Source organism: Pseudoalteromonas sp. SR45-4, assembly GCF_014163535.1.
GTDB lineage: Bacteria > Pseudomonadota > Gammaproteobacteria > Enterobacterales > Alteromonadaceae > Pseudoalteromonas > Pseudoalteromonas nigrifaciens.
The window spans coordinates 68476-90484 of record NZ_JACJDO010000011.1; the positions used below are offsets into that span (position 1 = coordinate 68476).

21 protein-coding genes are annotated in these 22009 nt (G+C 41.3%); 4 read left to right on the top strand and 17 right to left on the bottom strand.

What is annotated here, in order from left to right:
* Positions 1-58 precede the first annotated feature (58 nt).
* From rseP to rpsB, 8 genes are all read right to left on the bottom strand, one after another.
* Positions 59-1417, bottom strand: coding sequence for a sigma E protease regulator RseP (gene rseP, locus H5058_RS07095; protein ID WP_182677458.1), 1359 nt, complete (start codon positions 1415-1417; stop codon positions 59-61).
* A gap of 1 nt (position 1418) precedes the next feature.
* Positions 1419-2624 (bottom strand): 1-deoxy-D-xylulose-5-phosphate reductoisomerase, encoded by a 1206-nt coding sequence (gene ispC, locus H5058_RS07100; protein ID WP_011328688.1) that lies wholly within the window; start codon positions 2622-2624, stop codon positions 1419-1421.
* Entirely contained in the window at positions 2621-3487 is an 867-nt protein-coding gene (locus H5058_RS07105; protein ID WP_011328689.1) for a phosphatidate cytidylyltransferase, read from the bottom strand. The genes ispC and H5058_RS07105 overlap by 4 nt, the downstream gene beginning before the upstream one ends.
* Before the next feature lie 20 nt (positions 3488-3507).
* On the bottom strand, positions 3508-4287 hold the full coding sequence (locus H5058_RS07110) for an isoprenyl transferase (RefSeq protein WP_011328690.1): 780 nt from the start codon (positions 4285-4287) through the stop codon (positions 3508-3510).
* 165 nt (positions 4288-4452) lie between these two features.
* Positions 4453-4974, bottom strand: coding sequence for a ribosome recycling factor (gene frr, locus H5058_RS07115; RefSeq protein WP_011328691.1), 522 nt, complete (start codon positions 4972-4974; stop codon positions 4453-4455).
* Between the two features lie 50 nt (positions 4975-5024).
* Entirely contained in the window at positions 5025-5774 is a 750-nt protein-coding gene (gene pyrH / locus H5058_RS07120; protein ID WP_011328692.1) for a UMP kinase, read from the bottom strand.
* A gap of 157 nt (positions 5775-5931) precedes the next feature.
* The gene (gene tsf, locus H5058_RS07125; protein WP_011328693.1) at positions 5932-6783 is read right to left on the bottom strand and encodes a translation elongation factor Ts; all 852 of its coding nucleotides are present in this window, start codon (positions 6781-6783) and stop codon (positions 5932-5934) included.
* 103 nt (positions 6784-6886) lie between these two features.
* Entirely contained in the window at positions 6887-7615 is a 729-nt protein-coding gene (gene rpsB / locus H5058_RS07130) for a 30S ribosomal protein S2 (protein WP_011328694.1), read from the bottom strand.
* A gap of 271 nt (positions 7616-7886) precedes the next feature.
* Here rpsB and map point away from each other — a divergent pair, with 271 nt between their 5' ends.
* The 3 genes from map (at position 7887) to dapD (ending at position 12199) form a co-directional block, all read left to right on the top strand.
* The gene (gene map, locus H5058_RS07135; protein ID WP_011328695.1) at positions 7887-8672 is read left to right on the top strand and encodes a type I methionyl aminopeptidase; all 786 of its coding nucleotides are present in this window, start codon (positions 7887-7889) and stop codon (positions 8670-8672) included.
* Between the two features lie 68 nt (positions 8673-8740).
* Positions 8741-11359: a [protein-PII] uridylyltransferase gene (gene glnD, locus H5058_RS07140; protein WP_011328696.1), complete on the top strand. Its 2619-nt coding sequence runs from the start codon at positions 8741-8743 to the stop codon at positions 11357-11359.
* 9 nt (positions 11360-11368) lie between these two features.
* A complete protein-coding gene (gene dapD / locus H5058_RS07145) occupies positions 11369-12199 on the top strand; it encodes a 2,3,4,5-tetrahydropyridine-2,6-dicarboxylate N-succinyltransferase (RefSeq protein WP_011328697.1) in 831 nt (276 codons plus the stop codon).
* A gap of 141 nt (positions 12200-12340) precedes the next feature.
* Here the strand turns inward: dapD and H5058_RS07150 are convergent, their stop codons facing one another.
* Positions 12341-12916 (bottom strand): hypothetical protein, encoded by a 576-nt coding sequence (locus H5058_RS07150; RefSeq protein WP_179807535.1) that lies wholly within the window; start codon positions 12914-12916, stop codon positions 12341-12343.
* 199 nt (positions 12917-13115) lie between these two features.
* On the opposite strand from H5058_RS07150, the gene H5058_RS07155 reads away from it, so the two are divergent.
* Positions 13116-15143, top strand: coding sequence for a BCCT family transporter (locus H5058_RS07155; RefSeq protein ID WP_089368559.1), 2028 nt, complete (start codon positions 13116-13118; stop codon positions 15141-15143).
* Between the two features lie 168 nt (positions 15144-15311).
* On the opposite strand, the gene H5058_RS07160 is transcribed toward H5058_RS07155, so the two are convergent.
* The 8 genes from H5058_RS07160 to pspA all read right to left on the bottom strand — a co-directional run bounded on the left by H5058_RS07160 (position 15312) and on the right by pspA (position 21954).
* Positions 15312-15656: a 4a-hydroxytetrahydrobiopterin dehydratase gene (locus H5058_RS07160; RefSeq protein WP_011328700.1), complete on the bottom strand. Its 345-nt coding sequence runs from the start codon at positions 15654-15656 to the stop codon at positions 15312-15314.
* Positions 15657-15695: 39 nt separating this feature from the next.
* A complete protein-coding gene (gene phhA, locus H5058_RS07165; protein WP_011328701.1) occupies positions 15696-16493 on the bottom strand; it encodes a phenylalanine 4-monooxygenase in 798 nt (265 codons plus the stop codon).
* 238 nt (positions 16494-16731) lie between these two features.
* Positions 16732-17913, bottom strand: a complete 1182-nt coding sequence (gene megL, locus H5058_RS07170; protein WP_182677460.1) for a methionine gamma-lyase — start codon at positions 17911-17913, stop codon at positions 16732-16734.
* Between the two features lie 157 nt (positions 17914-18070).
* Positions 18071-19096: a YcjF family protein gene (locus tag H5058_RS07175; RefSeq protein WP_011328703.1), complete on the bottom strand. Its 1026-nt coding sequence runs from the start codon at positions 19094-19096 to the stop codon at positions 18071-18073.
* Complete coding sequence (locus H5058_RS07180; RefSeq protein ID WP_179807533.1) at positions 19093-20514, bottom strand: YcjX family protein; 1422 nt, start codon at positions 20512-20514, stop codon at positions 19093-19095. Before H5058_RS07180 ends, H5058_RS07175 begins: the two co-directional genes overlap by 4 nt.
* A gap of 63 nt (positions 20515-20577) precedes the next feature.
* Positions 20578-20979 carry an envelope stress response membrane protein PspC gene (gene pspC / locus H5058_RS07185; RefSeq protein ID WP_011328705.1) on the bottom strand — a complete coding sequence of 134 codons (402 nt, stop codon included), beginning with the start codon at positions 20977-20979 and terminating at the stop codon, positions 20578-20580.
* The gene (gene pspB, locus H5058_RS07190) at positions 20976-21209 is read right to left on the bottom strand and encodes an envelope stress response membrane protein PspB (RefSeq protein ID WP_011328706.1); all 234 of its coding nucleotides are present in this window, start codon (positions 21207-21209) and stop codon (positions 20976-20978) included. The genes pspC and pspB overlap by 4 nt, the downstream gene beginning before the upstream one ends.
* Positions 21210-21294: 85 nt before the next feature.
* The gene (gene pspA, locus H5058_RS07195) at positions 21295-21954 is read right to left on the bottom strand and encodes a phage shock protein PspA (protein ID WP_041454499.1); all 660 of its coding nucleotides are present in this window, start codon (positions 21952-21954) and stop codon (positions 21295-21297) included.
* Between the last annotated feature and the right edge of the window lie 55 nt (positions 21955-22009).

A 22009-nucleotide genomic window follows, 5' to 3' on the forward strand; every position in this document is an offset into this window, starting at 1 on the left:
GCATCGAAAAGTAAATTTACGAGCTGTACAATCGTGGTTCTAATTAGTCATTGTCACGTTAAAACGACAAACGCGATACATCATTGAACAAAGCGAAACATGTTAAAAAAATGAGTAGTAACGCACCCACTTTAAAACCAAACTCTTGTGTCTTTTCAGAGACTGGCTTTTTACGAAAAAGTTCAATTATGTAATACATTAAGTGTCCGCCATCAAGCACTGGCAAGGGCAATAAATTAAATACACCCAAGTTAACACTGATCAGTGCTAAAAAGCTTAAAAACGCAACGAAACCGTAGCTTACGCTAGTCCCCGCGCCTACGGCAATGCCTACTGGGCCACTTAAATTTTTAACCGAAATCTGGCCTGAAATTAAATTACCTATCATATCAAAGCTAAGGGTAATTAATCGCCACGTTTCTTTACTACCTCGCACAATACTATCGAGCGGGCCATAATGTCTAGTTTCTATATAACCTTGCGGCCATTTTTCTACTATTGGTGCAACCCCTAAAAAGCCTTGCTCTATGCCCTGAGCGTTAACCCTAGCTTGAGGTATTACCGATATTATTTTTATAGTGTCTTGTCTTTTTACACTAAATTGTAATGATTTGTTAGCCGATTGGGTAATAAGATTAACTAATTGCTGCCAATTGCTTATTGTTTCGCCATTTACAGCCACAATAGTATCATTTATTTTTAACCCTGCCAGCTCTGCAGCAGAGCTTTTAGTAACCGCAGCAATACTAAGTGTTGCTTGTGGCCTAAATGGTACTATGCCTAGAGAGCTCAATGGTGGCACGTCTTGCTGATCAAGTTTCCAGCCGTCTAAATTGAGCATTTTTGTTTGCTGCTGATAGTTTTCGTTACGTACAGTTACTGCAACGCTTTTATCACCTAAACTCGACATAAGCGCAAAGGTTGCGTCTTGCCAGGTGGTAATTTCATCATCACCAATTTTAATAATTTGTTGGCTCGGCATTAATCCCGCTTGCGCTGCACGACTGCCTTCAACCACACTGCCAACAACAGGTTTTACTGATTGCACACCCACCATATACATAACGGCAAGTGCAAATATAGCAAATATAAAGTTAGCAACGGGCCCCGCAGCAACAATCGCTATACGCGCTTGTACCGACTTAGCATTAAACGATAAATGACGCTGATTTGCAGGTACTTCATCAACCCGCTCATCGAGCATTTTTACATAACCACCCAAAGGTATGGCTGCTATAACGTACTCGGTATCGTATTTATCACGCCATTTTAGCAATGGTTTACCAAAGCCGATAGAAAAGCGCAGCACTTTAACGCCGGCTTTACGCGCCACCCAAAAGTGGCCGTATTCATGTACTGTAACTAAAATGCCCAGCGCTAAAATAAATGAGCCGAGATTCCAAAAAAAATCGAACATATTAATGCGTCACTTTTGTTATAAACTGCGATGCGCTTAAACGCGCTAATCTATCGCACTCTAAAATTTCATCTAAGCTTTGCACATTGGTGTACGTGGCCGCTTCGAGAGTCTGTGCATTTATTGTGTATATATCGGTAAAACCAATTTCACCATTTAAAAATGCACTTACCGCGATCTCGTTTGCGGCATTCACTGTCGTTGTTGCGCCTTGCCCTGCGCTACACGCATCAATCGCTAGTTGTAAATTAGGGTAACGAGAAAAGTCAGGTTTAGTGAACGAAAAGTCACTAATATCTGAAAAGTTTAACGGCTTAACCCCTGCATTTATACGCTCAGGGTAAGCTAATGCATGGGCAATTGGGGTACGCATATCAGGGTTACCCATTTGCGCTAAAATTGAGCCGTCGTGATATTGCACCATAGAATGAATTATACTCTGTGGATGAATAACCACATCAATATCACTCGGGTCGCAGTTAAACAGCCATTTAGCTTCAATAAACTCAAGCCCTTTGTTCATCATGGTGGCTGAATCTACCGATATTTTTTGTCCCATAGACCAATTAGGGTGCGCCACGGCTTCTGCTATGGTTACATCTTTAAGGGTATTTATATCACGGGTTAAAAATGGGCCGCCTGATCCGGTAAGTAATATTTTACTTACGCCATGAGATTGCAGGTGTTGATCGCCTTGCGCATTTTGTAGAGAATACGGTAAACATTGAAAAATAGCGTTATGTTCACTGTCTATTGGTAGCAATGTCGCTTTGTGTTGTTTTACTTTATCAATAAACAACTGACCCGACATTACCAAAGATTCTTTATTGGCGAGCAGTACTTTTTTTCCGGCTTCTACTGCGCTTAACGTCGGCAATAACCCTGCAGCGCCGACAATTGCCGACATGACAGCATCAACCTCTGGATGCCCACACAGCTCGCTCATAGCCTGCTCACCATGCATTATCTGCGTTTTACATGGCGTATTACTTAAATATAACGACAATTGCTTAGCAGCGCTTTGTGTTGCCATAACGCCATAGCGTGGCTGATGCGCAATGCATAGCTCAGCCATTTTTTTAGCATTTTTCCCAGCAGCTAATGCAAAAACACTAAACTGCTGAGTATTTCTTGCCACAACATCTAAGGTATTAAGGCCAATAGAGCCTGTAGCCCCTAGAATTACCAGTTGCTGCTTTTCACTCATAAACTCAAAGTCCACGCATAACACATTACAAACATAGGTGCGGCTGCGGTTAGGCTATCAATACGATCTAAAATCCCGCCATGTCCTGGCAAGCAATTACCGCTGTCTTTAAGTCCTGCTTCGCGTTTAAACATGCTTTCAAGCAAATCACCCACCGCTGAAAACAAGGCAATAAACACAGTCATAATGGCGTAAATTGGCCATACAATTAAATCTACGTCGGTAAAATGACAAAATGTAAGCACAAATATAACTGCAGCGACAACGCCGCCGGCTAAACCTTCAATAGTTTTATTTGGGCTTACTTTTGGCATGAGCTTACGCTTACCAAAGCTTTTACCTGTAAAGTAGGCACCAATATCGGCGCTCCATACGATTCCTAAAACCACTAAAATAAGCATAGAGCCAAAATGACTAGATTCGGTATATTGCGCACTGCGCAGCGTATTTAGGGCTAACCATAAAGGCACTAACGTTAGTAATCCGGCAATACCGCGCATTACTATGCCTTCGTTCCATGCTTTAGCCATTTCTGGGTAGCGCCATACTAAATAACTAGCAACAATCCACCATGCAAACGACAGCGTAAATAAGTAATTTGCATCACCTACCAATTTGCCATCTTGCCAAAGTGATTCGATTGGCCAGTGCAGGTTTAGTAACGCTAGCAAAGCGGCAACTAAAAGTACAAAAGCGCTGCGCTTAAGTTTATTGCACAGCCCCATAAAAGCAGACCATTCCCATGCGCCCATTAATACAATTGCACCCGCAAAATAACTAAATAATGTCAGTGGGGTGTAAAAAACCAAAGCAAGCGCTAATGGTGCTAGCACGAGTGAGGTTAGAATGCGTTGTTTTAACAAAATTATGACCCTTATTCTATTTAGGTTTGAGCGAGTAATTGTTTTATTTGTTCGCCCGTACAACCAAATCGTCGCTCTCTGGCAACGTAACACGCTATGGCCTCAGCAAATGCTGCTTCATTAAAATCAGGCCACAGTGTGTCGGTAAAGTAAAGTTCAGCGTAAGCTGCTTGCCAGAGTAAAAAGTTACTAATTCTGACATCGCCACCAGTACGAATTAGTAAATCAGGCTCGGCCTGATCTGCCATACTCATGTACTGTGCTATACGCTCTTCTGTAATATCGGCTGGGTCTAATTGCCCCTGTGCAACTTGCTCTGCAAGTTGTTTAGCAGCATTAGCCATATCCCAACGTCCACCGTAATTTGCAGCAACATTTAAATGCAGCCCGGTATTATTTGCTGTAAGCTTTTGAGCAGTATCTACTTTACTGCGTAAGCTTTCAGAAAACCGCGATAAGTCTCCAATAATGGTCAGTTTTACATTGTTTTTATGCAGCTTTTTAACTTCTTTACTAAGTACAAATAAAAAAAGCTCCATTAACGTTTTTACTTCGTCTTCAGGTCGACGCCAGTTCTCACTACTAAAAGCAAATAAGGTTAACGATTGTATCCCTAATTTAGTACAAAACTGTACAGATTGACGAACTGCGTCCACACCTTTTTTATGCCCAAACACACGCGGTCTATTTCTGGCTTGCGCCCAACGCCCGTTACCATCCATGATGATAGCTACATGTTTAGGTAAACATTGCTGTGAAATTGTGTCAGCATCTAGAACCATAAATATTGAGTATTCCATAAAAAAACGCCGCCTAGTATACCCCAGCCGGCGTTTCAAAACTAATAAATTTAACCTGTACTCGGGATAATAAATCTATTTCAAGTGGCTATTTTTAACGCTAACTGCGTTGAATTTACTTGCAATAGGTTCAATCTATTACCCCAAGTGCAGCGTATTAGTTTCTTAGATTTCCATCAACTCAGCTTCTTTAGCTGCTAATTGAGTATCCATTTCTTTAATGAATTTATCGGTCATCTTTTGAATTGCTTCTTCAGCTTGACGCGCTTCATCTTCAGAAATATCTTTATCTTTCAATAAGTTTTTAAAATCGCCATTCGCGTCACGACGAATGTTACGTACTGCAACACGACCGCCTTCAACTTCACCACGAACAATTTTAATTAAGTTTTTACGACGTTCTTCAGTCAATGCTGGCAATGGTACACGAATCACTGAACCTGCTGACATAGGGTTTAAACCTAAGTCAGATGCCATTATTGCTTTTTCTACCGCTTGCGCAAGTGACTTATCAAATACACCAATAGCCAGTGTACGTGAATCTTCAATTGTTACGTTAGCAACTTGGTTTAACGGTGTTGGCGAGCCATAATACGACACCATAATACCATCTAGCAATGCAGGATGAGCACGACCAGTACGAATCTTAGATAACTGGCTGCCCAGTGCTGCTACACTCTTTTGCATGCGCTCTTGCGCATCTTTTTGAATATCGTTAATCACAGTTTAATCCTAATCTATTTAATTACTTCATCTGAGGCTTGTGAAGAAATAAGGGTTCCCTCTTCTTCACCCATAATAACACGTTTTAATGCGCCTGATTTATTCATATTAAATACGCTCAATGGCATATTATGATCGCGTGCTAATGTAAATGCCGCTAAATCCATTACTTTCAATTCTTTCTCAATTATCTCATTGTAACTTAAATGACGATAAAGTGTCGCATCTGGATTTTTAACTGGGTCATCACTGTAAACGCCATCTACTTTAGTCGCTTTAATTACCGTATCGGCTTCAATTTCGATACCACGTAAACAGGCTGCTGAGTCGGTAGTGAAAAATGGGTTACCCGTACCGGCTGCAAAAATAACTACGCGGCCCGTTTTTAATAAACTAATTGCTTCAGCCCAATTGTACGCATCACACATACCATGAAGTGGAATAGCCGACATTAAACGACAGTTTACAAATGCACGATGCAGCGCATCACGCATTGCCAAACCATTCATTACGGTTGCAAGCATACCCATGTGATCGCCAACAACACGATTCATGCCTGCTTCTGCTAACGAGCCACCGCGTAAAAAATTTCCACCGCCAATAACTAAACCCACTTCTACGTCGAGCTCTACGAGCTCTTTAATTTCTTGAGCCATGCGGTCTAACACTTTAGGGTCGATGCCAAAGCCTTCATCTCCCATTAAAGCTTCACCGCTTAATTTGAGAAGAACGCGTCTAAAAATAGGTTTACGATTGATAGTCATAGTATTGGGGCCAACTTTTATAAAAAATGGATAAAAAATAACCGCGCTTATGTTAAACATAAAAGCGCGGTTATTTTAAAGAATTTCTAGCTGTGAAGCAAAAGCAAATAACACATTAATTGCATGTCTTTTTTACTCCCTACACAAATAGTTAATCTTATTTAGCTTTAGCAGCAGCGATTTGTGCAGCAACTTCAGCAGCAAAATCTTCTTCTTTTCTTTCGATACCTTCACCAACTTCTACACGTACGAAGCTAGTAACTGTTGCGTTTTTCTCTTTAAGAATTTCGCCAACAGTTTTCTTAGGTTCCATGATGAAAGCTTGACCAGTAAGAGAAACCTCACCAGTGAATTTTTTCATGCGGCCAACAACCATCTTCTCAGCGATTTCAGCAGATTTGCCTTCATTCATCGCGATTTCGATTTGTACTTGTTGTTCTTTAGCTACAACATCAGCAGGAACGTCTGAAGGAGTTAAGTACTCAGGGCTTGATGCAGCAACGTGCATTGCAACGTGCTTAAGTGTTTCTTCATCAGCAACACCAGCAACAACAACACCAATACGATCACCATGACGGTACTCAACTAGGTTTTCACCCGTGATGTACTGTAGACGACGTACGTTAATGTTTTCACCAATTTTAGTTACTAGCTCAACGCGTGCTTCTTCAAACTTAGCTTGTAAGTCTTCGATAGTCACAGTGTCTGCAATTGCAGCTTCTGCTACTTTATCAGCAAACGCTAAAAAGCTTACGTCTTTAGCTACGAAGTCTGTTTGACAGTTAACTTCAACTAGCACTGCAACATTACCATTTTTCTTGATAATGATAGCGCCTTCAGCAGCGATATTGCCTGCTTTTTTAGCTGCTTTAGCCGCGCCACTTTTACGCATGTTTTCAATCGCTAACTCGATGTCGCCATCAGTTTCAGTTAACGCTTTTTTACAATCCATCATGCCAGCGCCAGTACGCTCGCGTAATTCTTTAACTAGGGCAGTAGTTACAGCCATTAGTAATTCCTCAAATCTGAATCAGGTTTAGATAAGCGGGTTACCCGCTCTACAAGAATAGCAAGTCTTCACCTTTAAAAGATGAAGACTTGAAGACAGCTAATTACTCAGCTTCTACGAAATCGTCTTTTTCAGCTTGAGCAACAAGTGTGTTCTCACGGCCTTCAGTGATCGCAGTTGCAACAGCGTTAGTGTAAAGACTTACCGCACGGATAGCATCATCGTTACCAGGTACGATGAAATCAACGCCATCTGGGTTCGAGTTAGTATCAACAATTGCAACAACCGGAATACCTAGGTTGTTAGCTTCACGGATAGCAATGTGCTCGTGGTCAGCATCAATAACGAAAAGCGCGTCTGGAAGACCGCCCATGTTCTTGATTCCGCCAAGGCTCTTCTCAAGCTTTTCCATTTCGCGGTTAAGCATTAACGTTTCTTTCTTAGTTAACTTCTCGAAAGTACCGTCTTGGCTTTGTATTTCAAGGTCTTTAAGACGCTTGATTGATTGACGAACTGTTTTCCAGTTAGTCAACATGCCACCTAACCAACGGTGGTTTACATAGTACTGGTCGCTTGCGATTGCAGATTCTTTCACTGCTTCGCTTGCTGCACGCTTAGTACCAACGAAAAGAACTTTACCTTTGTTTGCAGCAGCACCAGATAAAAACTTAAGTGCAGTGTTGAACATTGGTACAGTTTGCTCAAGGTTGATGATATGTACACGGTTACGTGTGCCGAAGATGAAAGGCTTCATCTTAGGGTTCCAGTAACGTGCTTGGTGACCAAAGTGAACACCAGCTTGAAGCATATCGCGCATTGAAACGTTTGCCATTTTATAGATCCTCTATAGTTGTTTAGGGTTAGGCCTCCACATATCCCATAGCACCAACACCGAAGTATTTAAACTTCTAATGCACCCAAGTGTATGTGACGATACGTGTGTGTGTTAAAATAAAATTGTGTTTGCCTTAAATACAAAAAATCATTAAAGAATTTATTTGTAAAAAGACGGCGCGCTTTATACCATATTAAAATTAAATACTCAACATCGCGTGCAAAAATTGTGCGACGATAAATGTTAAAAACTCAACTTTGGAGCTTCAATGAGCGCTATTATTAAGACCCCTGAAGAAATAGAGAAAATGCGCGTAGCTGGGCGCTTAGCGGCAGATGTACTTGAAATGATCGGCCCATATGTAGTGCCGGGCGTGACCACCGATGAGCTAAATACAATTTGTCATGATTATATTGTTAATGTGCAACAAGCAATCCCTGCTCCATTAAATTATCATGGTTTTCCAAAATCAGTTTGTACCTCTGTAAACCATGTTATTTGCCATGGTATTCCAAACGAAAAGCCATTAAAAGATGGCGACAGTATTAATATTGACGTTACCATAATTAAAGATGGCTACCACGGCGACACTTCTAAAATGTTCCATGTTGGTACCCCTAACATTCAAGGTAAACGCCTTGCAGAAGTAACACAAGAAAGCCTCTACATTGCCATTAAGATGGTAAAACCAGGTGTGCGTTTAGGCGATATTGGCGAAGCAATTCAAAAATATGCTGAAAGCTTCAACTACTCAATTGTTCGTGAATACTGTGGCCATGGTATTGGCGCAGGGTTTCACGAAGAGCCACAAGTAATGCACTATGGCAAAGCAGGTACTGGCGAAGTATTAAAAGCCGGCATGTGTTTAACTATTGAGCCTATGGTCAATGCGGGCAAACGCCAATGTAAACTACTTAAAGATGATTGGACTGTGGTTACACGTGACCGTAGCTTGTCAGCCCAGTGGGAACATACTTTGTTAGTAACTGAAAATGGTGTTGAAATTTTAACGCTACGATCAGATGATACAATCGACAGGATCATTGAGCATTAAAATACCCGTTCAACTTGATAGCTATTTATTTATCAAAATGAACTCGTATAAATAAGGAATCAGCCCCGGTGGCATTACCCAACAAAGTAAAAAAGTTGCTTAGCGACGCAGAGCAACTTAGTGATTATCGCGATTGTTCTAGCTATTTTTATAAATGGCTTTTTAATGAGTTTTCTAAACAACCGGTTGGTAATTTAATTAATGCCAGGGCTGAATTCATAGATCGTTTGCTGATCAAACTGTTTCATGTTTATGATTTAGCGCACGAACCCGACCTAGCACTTATAGCCGTAGGTGGTTATGGACGAGGTGAGTTACACCCCTATTCCGACATCGACTTTTTGCTACTAGTAACACAACAACCAAACGCTGAAATCAGCGAAAAAATAGGTCAGTTTGTTACCATGCTTTGGGATCTCAATTTAGAGATTGGGCACAGTGTTCGCACTATAGCGCAAGCCATAGAGCAAAAACGTGAAGACGTTACCTTTGCCACCAGCTTATTAGAAAGCCGGCTTATTTTTGGTAATCATATAGAATTTGAAAAGCTAAAAAACCACATAATTGACACGCCAGTGTGGCGCTCAAATGAGTTTTTTTTAGCCAAAGTACAAGAGCAACATTTACGCCACCGAAAATGCCACGGCACAGCGTATAATCTCGAACCTAACATAAAAGAAAACCCCGGTGGCCTGCGCGATCTGCAAACCATTATTTGGGTTGCTAAAAAACACTTTAGAGCAGAAACCCTACAAGAGCTTATTAGCCATGGCTACCTTACTCACGAAGAGTTTCAAGAGCTTTCAGAGTGCCTAGAAAACTTATGGAATATTCGTTTTGCGCTGCATTTGGCTGCTGGGCGTTCAGAAAACCGCTTACTGTTTGATCACCAACCGCAAGCCGCCGAAATTCTGGGGTTTGGTAGCGATGGTAAATCGTCAGTTGAGCGCATGATGAAGCGTTTGTTTAGAATAATGAGCCGCGTACGCGAACTAAACCTGATGCTACTGGCGTACTTTGAACAAAGTATTTCGCCAAAACACCATCAACCTATTATTCAAGAGCTTGATCGCAATTTTGAGCGTATTGGCAATCAAATTAAAGTAAAAAGCCCATCGGTATTTTTTAGGCGCGATCAGCTTTTTATGTTATTTGAGCATATTGCCGACAACCCAGAAATAACGCACATTTATCCCAGCACTATTCGCACGATTCGCCAAGTGCGCCGCCGTTTACTGGGCGACTTACAAGATTACGCTGCCTGTCGCGAAGCTTTTTTACGTCTTATAAAGCACCCCAATGGTATGGGCCGTGCGTTTACCTTAATGCATAAACACGGCATGCTGGCTGCTTATTTACCGCAGTGGCGAAACATATTTGGGCAAATGCAATTTGACTTATTTCATGCCTACACAGTAGATGAGCACACCCACAGATTAATAAATAATATTTATCAGTACTTTGATAAAACCGGTGTCAGCGAATTTCCTATTTGTAGTGAAATAGTCACTCGTATGGATAAACCTGAGCTACTTTATTTAGCGGGTATATTTCATGACATAGCCAAAGGCCGTGGTGGCGACCACTCAGAGCTGGGCGCTGTTGACGCACTAGCCTTTGCAAAGTTACATGCCTTTTCTGTCGCCGATGGTAAACTAATCGCATGGCTGGTTAGTAATCATTTACTTATGTCGGTTACCGCACAACGTAAAGATATAAACGACCCTGGAGTTATTAAAGACTTTGCCACACGAGTAAAAACAGAGCGCCAACTTGATTATTTATATTGCTTAACCGTTGCCGATATACGTGCCACCAACGACAATTTATGGAACGATTGGAAAAACACCCTGCTGCGTGAGCTTTACTTACATACGCAACACGCACTGCGTTTAGGGCTTGAAAATCCAATGGATCAACGCGACCAAATTCGCGACAAAAAGCATCAAGCTAAACAGCGATTACTCAACTTAGGCTACATGGAAGACCAAATTGATTTAATTTGGAGCCGCTTTAAAGCCAATTACTTTACCGCTTTTAGCGAACAGCAAATTTCATGGCACAGCCAGCATTTAGTTAATAGCGAAGATTTAAGTCAACCGAGTGTTATCGTATCAAATAAAGCGATGCACGGTGGCACCCAAGTATTTGTATACAGCCCTTACTCTGGGCCTTTATTTGCCCGCTTAGTGAGTGTTATTGGTTCTAAAAAGGCGCAAATACAGCACGCGCAAGTACTTACCACCAAAGATGGCTACGTACTATTTAACTTTGTTATTTTAGAAGTAAATGGCGAGCCAATTGCCAGTGGCAGAGCACAATCAATTAAACGCGCCCTAGAGCAAGCCTTGTTTGAGCCGCGTAAAAAAATTCGCTTCAAAAAGAATCGCTCGCAACGCTTTAAAGACTTTAATATAAAACCTAAAATTGTGCTGCGCCCGCATCCGCGTAAAGATCGCAGCCTAATTGAAATCCAAGCAATTGATATACCCGGTTTATTGACTAAAATAGCCGAAGTTTTTCAAGCACACTTATTACACATACACGCTGCGCGTATTACCACAGTGGGGCAGCGCGCAGAAGATTTCTTCGTGGTCTCTAATAACGAGTACCAAGCACTTACAGACGAAGAACAAGCCAAAATTCATCAAGCATTGCGTAAAAAACTCAACGCAGAAACCGAATAAGAGGACACTATGTCAGATTTAAAAACGATGATCGAAAACGCCTGGGATAACCGCGATAGCATTAGCCCAAGCACAGTATCTGTTGAAGTAAAGCAAGCCATTATTGACGCGCTTGACCTGCTAGACAGTGGCGCAGCACGCGTTGCTGAAAAAATATCGGGTGAATGGGTAGTACATCAATGGCTTAAAAAAGCGGTTTTACTGTCGTTCCGTATTCGCGAAAACCAAGCAATGGACGATGGCGTAAATCAGTTTTACGACAAAGTACCACTTAAATTTAGCGACTACACGCCGGAGCAATTTAAACAAGGCGGCATGCGCGTAGTGCCTAATGCTGTTGCGCGTAAAGGCAGCTTTGTAGGTAAAAACGTGGTACTTATGCCATCGTATGTAAACATTGGAGCATACGTTGACGACGGCACCATGGTTGATACATGGGCTACTGTAGGCTCGTGTGCACAAATTGGTAAGAACGTACACTTATCGGGTGGCGTAGGCATAGGCGGCGTTTTAGAGCCATTACAAGCCAACCCAACCATCATCGAAGACAACTGTTTTATTGGCGCACGCTCTGAAATAGTAGAAGGTGTAATTGTTGAAGAAGGCGCGGTAATTTCAATGGGCGTTTACATCAGCCAAAGTACCCGTATTTATGACCGTGAAACCGGTGAAATTCACTACGGCCGCGTACCAGCAGGCGCAGTAGTAGTCCCTGGCGCACTACCATCAAAAGACGGTAGCCACAGCCTGTACGCTGCAATTATAGTGAAAAAAGTAGATCAGCAAACACGCGAAAAAGTAGGCATCAACGCCCTGCTTCGCTCAATTGATGATGAATAGTTAAGTAGGTTGGGTAGAGCGCAGCGAAACCCAACGACACTTTAAAGTTAAGTGTTTTAGCTGAACTTTAATTGTATATTTAAAAGCGCTAAGCCCTTGTGGGTTTAGCGCTTTTTATTTAGCCGGCATTGTGTATTACAATCACCCATTACAACTCAAGCCATGTAAGTCTATTTGTTTTACCTGCTGATTTTTCGTTTTAAAATCATAATAACGAATAATTAGCTGATTGTTTTTCTCATAAAATGACATGTCCCGTAACCAATCGATAGTGGCTATTGGCATGTATGTATAAAAACCATATTCACCCACACACTGATAACCAAAGTGATGATACGCACTGCCAAATGCACCTACATCGCTGGTATACGCTACTATATTTTCCTGCTGCTGATAAAATTGCGCTTGACTGCCAACAATGGCATACCAAATACATGTAAGCCCAAGTGCTACAATTTGTAACCCTGCCATTATAAACAATAGCAAGCTAACTAATTTTTCTTGAACAGTATGTTTGCTTGTTTTACTAATGCTTTTTATCAACACATAAGTAGCAATACTTACCAATATCAGCTTTATCCAAACTAGGTAAGTAGACAACTCATAGGTAAATTTTTGGCTGTGCCACTGTATGCCAAATACAGGCGGAATAAACATCGAGTCTATAAAGGTCACTGTAATAATTAGCGCTGCAAGGTGATAACGAGATAGGGTCATTAAGGCTGTTTTTTTAATTGTTTTAACCATGCTATTAAATATGTAATAAAAAAGCAAAAAGGTACTTTGAATAAATAATGCTTAGACCAGTTTACTTTACTTGAAGTAGCTAAAAGTAATTAAATTAGCCAAGCACACCCAGAATATAATAAGGTAGTTAAGCATACATTAAAGTTAGCAATAAATATTAAGGACTAATATGACAACAAAAGCTTTACGCTCAACTATTTTACTCCCCGTATTTTTGCCTGCCGTATTCATCATTCTCCTTTTAGTGATAGGTACGAGCAGTAACCCTGAACTTGCTGGTAAAGCATTCAGTATCGCCCTTACTTGGATAACAGAAACCTTTGGCTGGTTTTATATGTTATCTGTCGCTATATTTTTAGTATTTATAGTCTCTGTTGCCGCCTCTAGTTGGGGAAACATAAAACTAGGGCCCGATCACTCAGAGCCGCAATATAGCTTTGCAGAGTGGTTTGCTATGTTATTTTCTGCAGGCTACGGTGTTGCACTGCTCTACTTTGGTGTTGCTGAGCCTGTACTGCATTATGCATCTCCACCTTCGGGTGCGGCAGAAACAGTTAACGCTGCTAAACAAGCAATGCAAATTGCATTTTTCCATTGGGGATTTCATATATGGGCAATATACGGAATTGTAGGTTTAGTACTTGCCTACTTTGCTTTTCGTCATGGTTTGCCCCTATCAATTCGCTCAGCGTTATATCCTTTAATTGGCGATAGAATTTATGGCCCAATTGGTCACGCGGTCGATATATTTGCTATTTTAGGTACTCTATTTGGTATAGCCACGACCTTGGGGTTATCGGTAACGCAAATAAATGCGGGCCTACATTATTTATGGCCAAGCATTCCTATAAATACCACAGTGCAAATATCAGCCATTGCTATTATAACCGCAGCAGCAACCATCTCTGTGGTAGCAGGTATGGATAAAGGCGTTAAGCGCTTATCTATTTTGAATATGACCTTGGCAATATCTTTAATGATGTTTGTATTTTTTATTGGTCCTAGCATTCATATTTTAGAATCTTTTTTACAAAATACTGGCAGTTACTTAAGCGGTATTGTTGAGCGTACCTTTAACTTGCAAGCTTATAGTCGCAGCGACTGGATAGGTAACTGGACCTTATTTATATTTGGCTGGACAATTGCCTGGGCACCTTTTGTGGGTATGTTTATCGCAAAAATTAGCCGTGGTCGCACCATCAGGCAATTTGTTGTTGGGGTAATGTTAGTGCCCACCATATTCACATTTTTATGGTTTTCGATATTTGGTGATACGGCTCTCAATTTAATCATGAATGAAGGCTTAGACACTTTAATTACTGATGTGCAAGCGAACCATGCCGTAGCGCTATTTCAATTATTTGAAGTATTACCTTGGTCATTCTTTATTTCGCTATTAACGGTATTCTTAATTATCACCTTCTTTGTTACCTCGTCTGACTCTGGCTCACTCGTTATTGATTCATTAGCTTCAGGTGGTAATGCAAACACTCCTGCATGGCAGCGGGTATTTTGGGCGGTTCTTGAAGGTGCGGTTGCTGCAGCTTTATTACTAGCAGGCGGGCTCAGCGCACTGCAAACTATGACAATAGCCAGTGCATTACCCTTTGCTATTATTATGCTAATTGCCACTGTTGGCCTATGGCGTGCGCTTGTAATTGAAGGGCATCGCGATACCAGTTTACAAGCACATACTTTAAACGGCAGAAACTTAAATTTATCGCATTGGAAGCGCCGTTTAGCAGCCATGATCGACTACCCAAACAAAAGCAAAGTACATAACTTTATTGACCAAGTAGTGACTAAAGCGATGAAAGAAGTGCAAGCCGAATTAAAATCTCGACAATGGCATGCTGAAGTAGTATTTGATGCCGACTTATGTCGCGCGCACTTAACTGTTTTACGCCATGAACATATGGACTTTGTATACGACATAAGGTTAACAGAGCATGCAATGCCAAGTTTTGTTCACTCTGAGCTAAAACCTGAAACAGATAACACTGAAACGTATTGTCGTGCAGAGGTATACTTGCGCCGTGGTGGTTTGTCGTATGATATTTTTGGCTATAGCGAAGATGATATTGTGAAAGATATTCTCGACCAATTTGAAAACTATTTGCACTTTTTAGATAACAGCCCAGGCGAGCTTCCTTGGGATATGACTGAGCATGACGAAATGCTAAACACCGACAAATAATTTGCGCTAACCCAATTTAGCCCTTATCTGCATCACATAGTTAAGGGCTAAATAATCCATATCGGCCTCCTAGCCTAAGCTCCCTGTGTTTGGCCTTTTATTTTCCCTAAAAAGCAAAAAGGCACTTAAAAATAAGTGCCTTTGTTGGTTTGCTCAATTAGTTTGGTATTACAGCGCGTTAAATACGTCATCTGTTTTAGCGGCGCAAATAAAATCGTTTTTGTGTAGTCCCTTAATTGAATGGCTCCACCAAGTAACTGTTACTTTGCCCCACTCGGTTAATAAACCTGGGTGATGGCCTTCGTCTTCAGCCATGTCGCCTACTTTGTTAGTAAACGCAATAGCTTGTTTAAAGTTTTTAAATTTGTAAACACGCTCAAGCTGCATAATGCCATCGCGTACTTCAGGTACCCAATCAGGGATTTTGGTAATTAATTGCGCTAGCTCTTCGTCTGATACTTTTGGCGCATCGGCATGACAGGCTTCGCATTTTTGTGCACTTAATGAAGACATTTTAAATCCTTATCTTTAGCGTTACTTTTTATATTAAAGTTAACTAGCTAATTTTTCTTTTGGTGAAAATTTTGGGTCGTGCAAGCCAAGTTCTTTTGCTTGTTCAACCAAAGCCATTATATCCATTTGCGATATATCAAACAGATCATGAATCGAATTTATGGTGTAGTACTGCGGTTGCATAATATCAATTCGGTACGGGGTACGCAGCACATCTAATACACTCATTGGCGTAATTTCTGGCGTGCTTGAGTATACGTACTGGGTTTCTCCTGGGCTTGATAAAATACCACCGCCGTATATACGCAAACCATTATCGGTTTGCATTAAACCAAATTCAACGGTAAACCAGTACATGCGCGCTAGGTATACACGATCTTTTTTCTCTGCCGCGTAGCCAAGTTTTCCGTATTTATGCGTAAACTCTGCAAAATCAGGGTTAGTAAGCATAGCGCAGTGACCAAATATTTCATGAAACACATCGGGTTCTTGTAGGTAATCAAACTCATCCCGGCTACGAATAAAAGTCGCCACCGGAAATTGCTTATTGGCCAGTAACCGAAAAAACTCATCAAAGTCGATAAGTGCCGGCACTGGCGCTACTTGCCAACCGGTAGTGGCTAGCAGTACTTCGTTTAACTCACTAAGTTGCGGAATACGATCGTGTGGCAGGTTTATTTTTTTTAAACCTTCCATATATTCGTTACAGGCTTTGCCTTCAATGCACGCAAGTTGGCGCGCTACGAGCTCAGACCAAATTTTATTTTCTTCATCGCTCCAATGTATAACGCCATTTTCATCTGGTGTTTTGGAGGTGTATTTACTTGCTTTAGCCATTAGTACCTTCTTTGGGATTAACCCGAAACCGGTGTCAGGGTGATACCCAAGTAACTTGGATACCGATTGCAGCCATACTATGCAAAAGTGAACAAAAGTTTAATAGCTTGGGCTACATCTGTATTAGCCACGATCAGCCATCTTGTACACTTAAAATTACACGCAAGTAAACAATTTAAAACAACCTAGCAACTACAAGCTTTAAAGATGCAAAATATCGTACACAATTAAATACACTCTAATTTATTTGAGTAAATGCCTGATGAAGATCAGTAATAATATCGTTAACATCTTCAAGTCCAACCGAAAGCCTAATTAATCCATCGCTAATACCTGCAGCGAGTCTTTCCTCTGGTGTGTAAGGTGAATGGGTCATAGAGGCTGGATGTTGAATAAGTGTTTCAGCGTCGCCTAAACTTACGGCAATTGTACAAAGCCGCATACTATCAATGAATTGTGCCCCCTGCTGCAAACTACCTTTTAGCTCAAAAGCAATAACACCGCCTGCCGCTTTCATTTGTTTGCCAATAAATTTATATCCAGGGTGCGATTTAAGCCCAGGATAGTAAACTTTACTTACTTGTGGGTGCGCTTCTAAGTATTCGGCAATTGTTTGTGCGCTGATACAGTGGCGCTCAATTCTTATGGCGAGGGTTTTTAAACCTCTATTAATAAGCCAAGCATCGTGCGGGCTTATAGTGGCGCCAATGTCTTTAAGCACCGTCATTTTTATTAGCGTTATATGCTCCATAGATCCACATACAATGCCCGCTACCACATCGCCATGGCCGTTTAAATATTTGGTAGCACTGTGTACTATAATATCGATACCGTACTGCTTAGGTGATTGTAGTAATGGCGTTAAAAAGGTGTTGTCGACCACGCTAATTAAGTTGTGCTGCTTTGCAACGGCGCCAATTAATGCTAAATCGATAACCGCCATAGTGGGGTTAATGGGCGTTTCTACAAATATCATTTTTGAATTGGGTTTAATTGCAGCGCGTAGTTCATCCTCGTTGGTCATATCAACAAAGGTGACTTCTATTCCCCAGCGCGGCAACATGTGCGAGAAAAACGCAAAGGTACACCCATATAAAGCACTCGATGCAATTAAATGATCCCCTTGCGATAAAAAGCTAAGTACTGAGGCCGATACCGCCCCCATACCAGTTGCCGTTGCTGCAGCCGCTTCACAGCCCTCTAATTGCGCTACTTTTTGTTCAAGCTCAGTAGTTGTTGGGTTGCCTAGGCGGGTATAAATATAGCCCGGCTCATCGCCAGCAAAACGTGCTGCACCTTGCGCTGCATTTTCAAAATGAAAAGTTGAGGTTTGATACAAAGGAGAAGTGAGTGCGCCGTGAGGGTCGTTTGCTTTTTGCGGGCCGTGAATACATTGGGTGTTTATATGATGCTTGCTCATTGAATACTCTCTTATTTTGATTGTTATTGGGTATTAGCCTTCAATCAAAACGTATGGGCATTCAAAGCACAAGCATCCCGGATGCTCAGATGGCTACTTGTGCAATATTTATACTTTTAGCTGTACATAAATATTGCCAAGTATTTCTTAATACTGCTCATTCCGTTGTCTCGGGCTTTTTACGGCTAATAATTTTACTAGCAATGTTTTGTACCGTACTTTTTAATAAATTGCGTTTATTTTCAAGCCGAGGTAATGGGCGGCTTAGTTCCATTGCTTTGTAGCCAATGCGCGCGGTAAATATACCGGCACTTAAGCCCTGTGCTGCTCGCCCTGAAAGCTTACCTAATAACTCGGCGCTTAGCGCGGTTGCAGCTAAATCAGAAATAAGCTCGGCACTGCCCACAAACATTACTTGCTTTATTAGCATGCGATACAGTTTTATGCGACTTGCGTAACCAAAACCAATCCCGTAAATTTTTCCTATTTGCTCTATTAACTTAGTACCACGCCACAGCACAGCCATCATATCCACCAGCGCCAGCGGGCTAAGCGCAACTAGTAACGCCGACTCGGTTGCAAAGCGATTAATTAGCTTTTTAGCTTGGGTATCTTGCGTTATTAATAAACTATTGGCGTACAGCGTCATTATTTCTTTATCGCTGTGATGCGTTGCCACTTGATTTTTAAAAGTTTCAAAGTTATCAAGTTGCTGATGTTTATTTAGTTTTTCAAGCCAAGGTAATGCGCCGCCTACTTGCTCGCTATTTAACAGCCTGTCGGCTTCATGGCGATGTAACTGGTTACGTTTTAAACTGCGCAGCATTCGGTATTCGCGCCATAATAAGCGCCCTATTAGCAACACCCCACTCACTACAGCGGTTAAATATATACTGCCTAAAATAATCGACTGTTGAAAAGCCAGTACCAATGAAAAAGCAAACTCTAGCAATACCAGCACTATAAAACTAACAACAAAAATGCCTTTGAGCGTTTGCCATTTTGACTTTTTATATACTGGCGCTAGGTCAATTTCTGGCTCTAGCGCTTCGTCATTATCTTCTTGGTAATCACTTTGTCCATGTTCAATTATTTTTGCAGGCGCCAATTCAGGTTCGTTTTGCTCCATACTCTGGGTATTTATACGACGTCCTGCTTGAAACTCTTGGTTTGATTCACTCATGCTAACTTGTCTCCTAACAGGTACTGCATCACATGATCTAATCGAATATGTTTTAACTGCTTATCTGGGCTTGGCATTGGCGAAAACGATAAAAACTCAAACCCTTGCGCTGGCCATTCACTTTTATTAAGCATTCTATTAGGCGGCTGTGGCGGTAAGTAGGTTAGCCAATCAGGCTCGTTAAGTGGCTTGCCATAAACGCAGTCTAGCGTTTGGCCTTTGTCGGTTACTTGGCGCGGTTGTGTTGCGGTAATTGACGACATAGCCATGGTTTCTATTTGCACACCATCAAACTTTAAATGATTGCTTTGCTCGTGCACTAATGAGTCAAGTAATAGTGCTAAATCTTTATGATGCTTAGCGGTTATATGATCTGATTTATTAGCGGCAAATAATATTTTATCTATATTAGGTTTAAATAAGCGTTTAAAAAAGCCCGATTCACCATAACTAAAGTGCGCCAATAACTGATTAATAACACTACTTTGCTCTTGCAAGGTTGCATGCCCTTCGTTTAAGGCACTAAGCACATCCACTAACACTATTTGGCGATCAAAATGGCGAAAGTGTTCGTTATAAAAGGGCTTTACAACCTCTTTAACATAGGCGTTAAAGCGTTTAATTAAATGCGCTAAGTTAGAGCCTGCAACTAGGTTATTACTATTTATCTCACCCGATACTGGAAAAAACAATAGCAATGGCGCGCCTTGTAAATCGCCTGGCATTAACATGCGCCCAGGTTGCAGCATAGCTAATTTAGTGTCTTTTTTAAGCCCTACCAACATGCTTTGATAAAGCTGTGCAATATGCGCAAGTGCGCTTTCATCTACCGGCGCATTTAGGTCGAGTTGCTCAACGGCTGTTAAAAACTCACTTGAGGTATGCACCCGCAAATGCTGCGTTAATAGCGGATATTGCAGCTCGCACCACTGTGCATAACTTTGCTCCAGCATAGGTAAATCAAGCAACCACTCGCCGGGGTAGTCAATAATATCTAAATAAAGTGTTGATTGCGGTGAAAAATGGCCACGCAGCCCAGCGTTACTTTGATACTTAATAGCTAAACGCAGCGTATTTATGCGCTCGGTTGAAGGCGGCCATGTTGGCTCGCCGTCACTGGGGAGTAACGCATTTAATGCTCGAGTATAATTAAATGTGGGCACTTTAAGCGCCTCTTGCGGCACTACTTTAGTGGCAATGTGACGGCGCTCGCGCATTACATCAAAAAAAGGCAGGTTTTTATCACTGGCTTGGCTTGTTAAGTGTTTAACTAATGCGGTAATAAACGCTGTTTTGCCGCTGCCACTCAAACCTGTTACAGCCAGTTTTACATGCTGATCTAAGCTTCGATGCAATGCTTTTTGTGCTTTGCCTTTAATACTGGTAAAGGTCTTTTTTGCAAATGAAGTACGACTCATAATGGTTTAGCACTTAGCACTTCACTTACTGTTTAATGTGTAGTTGCCGTGCTATTAAATCCTTTAAAGTTTGTTAATTTCACGGCTCACCGTAAATTCAGTAGAAGTAACATAGCGTTCTATATTTTGTAGGCGCGTATCTACGCGTGTTAAACGCTCTTTTAAGTCTTGCAATGCGCGGCGCGGTGGCTCGCCTTTTTGCCATACTTTAAATTTCACTTCTAGCGGATCGCCATAGTTAGTTGAATTTGTTTTATAGGCGCTAGTGGGTTCTTTTTTATCTAAAATAAACCAGGCTGCAATATACGCTACCACAAATAAAGGGCCGCCAGTTAGTAATACCGCACTAACAAATATAATACGAACTAACCATAATTCCATATTAAAATAATCGCTTAGCCCAGCGCATACGCCGGCTATTTTTCCGCGCTGCGGATCTCTTAATAATTCACGTTTGGTACTCATACTTTACGCCTCCACTGTGGCGACTCTTGATCAAGTAATGCTTCGAGTGTTTCGACTCGGTCTGCCATTTTTTCGGCTTTTTGAGCAAGCTCTAATAACTGGCGATGCTCGTGTTCACTTAACCCTTGGCTTACTTGTTTTTTGCTACGGTAGTGCAATATTAACCACAATGGCGCTACAAAAATCATAAATAAAATAAATGGTGCTACGAGTATTTCTGGATCAAACATAACCCTCTCCTGACTATCCGTATTAGTGTTTTAAGTAGGGGCACATGGGCCCCTTATATTATTATTGGTATGCGTTAGCTATACGTTACTTATCTGCTAGCTTCTTTTTAAGCTCAGCTAACTCATCGTCTACCTTTTCGTTTTTTTGCAGTTCGGCAATTTCATCTGCTAAGGTTTTTTTGCCTAAATCGTACGACTCTATTTGAGATTCTAGTCCATCTATTTTAGTTTCGTAACGCTCAAAACGATTAAGTGCATCTTCTACCTTTGAGCTATCAAGTGCTTTTTTAACTTCAAGGCGCGACTCAGCCGAACGCTGACGTAATATAATCGCTTTTTGACGAGCTTTAGCATCTGCTAGCTTTTCTTGTAGCGTGGTTACTTCTTGTTGTAACTTTTCGATGTGTGAGCCTACATGCTCAAGTTCACCCTCGACTGAGGCTACAGCTTCAGCTGACTTTTGCTTTTCGAGTAAAGCGGCACGTGCTAAATCGTCACGATCTTTGCTTAGCGCTAGTTCAGCTTTGTCTTGCCAATCATTCATTTGCGCTTTAAGTGTATCAACGCGACGTACTAATTCTTTTCGCTCAGCGAGTGTTTTAGCTGACGTAGAGCGAACCTCTACCAAGGTGTCTTCCATTTCTTGAATAATCAGACGAACCATTTTTTCTGGGTCTTCTGCTTTATCTAAAATGGCATTGATATTAGAATTAACAATGTCTGCAAAACGTGAAAAAATTCCCATAACATTTACCTCTATAATTTAAACTTAGTTTGTCTGCTATAACTGTATCAATATG

Coding starts and splice junctions, on each gene's coding strand:
- pspA (WP_041454499.1), bottom strand. CDS start 21,954: ATGGGAATTTTTTCACGTTTTGCAGACATTGTTAATTCTAATATCAAT.
- H5058_RS07155 (WP_089368559.1), top strand. CDS start 13,116: ATGACAACAAAAGCTTTACGCTCAACTATTTTACTCCCCGTATTTTTG.
- rpsB (WP_011328694.1), bottom strand. CDS start 7,615: ATGGCAAACGTTTCAATGCGCGATATGCTTCAAGCTGGTGTTCACTTT.
- rseP (WP_182677458.1), bottom strand. CDS start 1,417: ATGTTCGATTTTTTTTGGAATCTCGGCTCATTTATTTTAGCGCTGGGC.
- phhA (WP_011328701.1), bottom strand. CDS start 16,493: ATGGCTAAAGCAAGTAAATACACCTCCAAAACACCAGATGAAAATGGC.
- pspB (WP_011328706.1), bottom strand. CDS start 21,209: ATGTTTGATCCAGAAATACTCGTAGCACCATTTATTTTATTTATGATT.
- pyrH (WP_011328692.1), bottom strand. CDS start 5,774: ATGACTATCAATCGTAAACCTATTTTTAGACGCGTTCTTCTCAAATTA.
- H5058_RS07160 (WP_011328700.1), bottom strand. CDS start 15,656: ATGTCTTCATTAAGTGCACAAAAATGCGAAGCCTGTCATGCCGATGCG.
- frr (WP_011328691.1), bottom strand. CDS start 4,974: ATGCAAAAGAGTGTAGCAGCACTGGGCAGCCAGTTATCTAAGATTCGT.
- H5058_RS07110 (WP_011328690.1), bottom strand. CDS start 4,287: ATGGAATACTCAATATTTATGGTTCTAGATGCTGACACAATTTCACAG.
- ispC (WP_011328688.1), bottom strand. CDS start 2,624: ATGAGTGAAAAGCAGCAACTGGTAATTCTAGGGGCTACAGGCTCTATT.
- megL (WP_182677460.1), bottom strand. CDS start 17,913: ATGAGCAAGCATCATATAAACACCCAATGTATTCACGGCCCGCAAAAA.
- H5058_RS07150 (WP_179807535.1), bottom strand. CDS start 12,916: ATGACCCTATCTCGTTATCACCTTGCAGCGCTAATTATTACAGTGACC.
- H5058_RS07180 (WP_179807533.1), bottom strand. CDS start 20,514: ATGAGTCGTACTTCATTTGCAAAAAAGACCTTTACCAGTATTAAAGGC.
- dapD (WP_011328697.1), top strand. CDS start 11,369: ATGTCAGATTTAAAAACGATGATCGAAAACGCCTGGGATAACCGCGAT.
- H5058_RS07175 (WP_011328703.1), bottom strand. CDS start 19,096: ATGAGTGAATCAAACCAAGAGTTTCAAGCAGGACGTCGTATAAATACC.
- tsf (WP_011328693.1), bottom strand. CDS start 6,783: ATGGCTGTAACTACTGCCCTAGTTAAAGAATTACGCGAGCGTACTGGC.
- pspC (WP_011328705.1), bottom strand. CDS start 20,979: ATGAGTACCAAACGTGAATTATTAAGAGATCCGCAGCGCGGAAAAATA.
- map (WP_011328695.1), top strand. CDS start 7,887: ATGAGCGCTATTATTAAGACCCCTGAAGAAATAGAGAAAATGCGCGTA.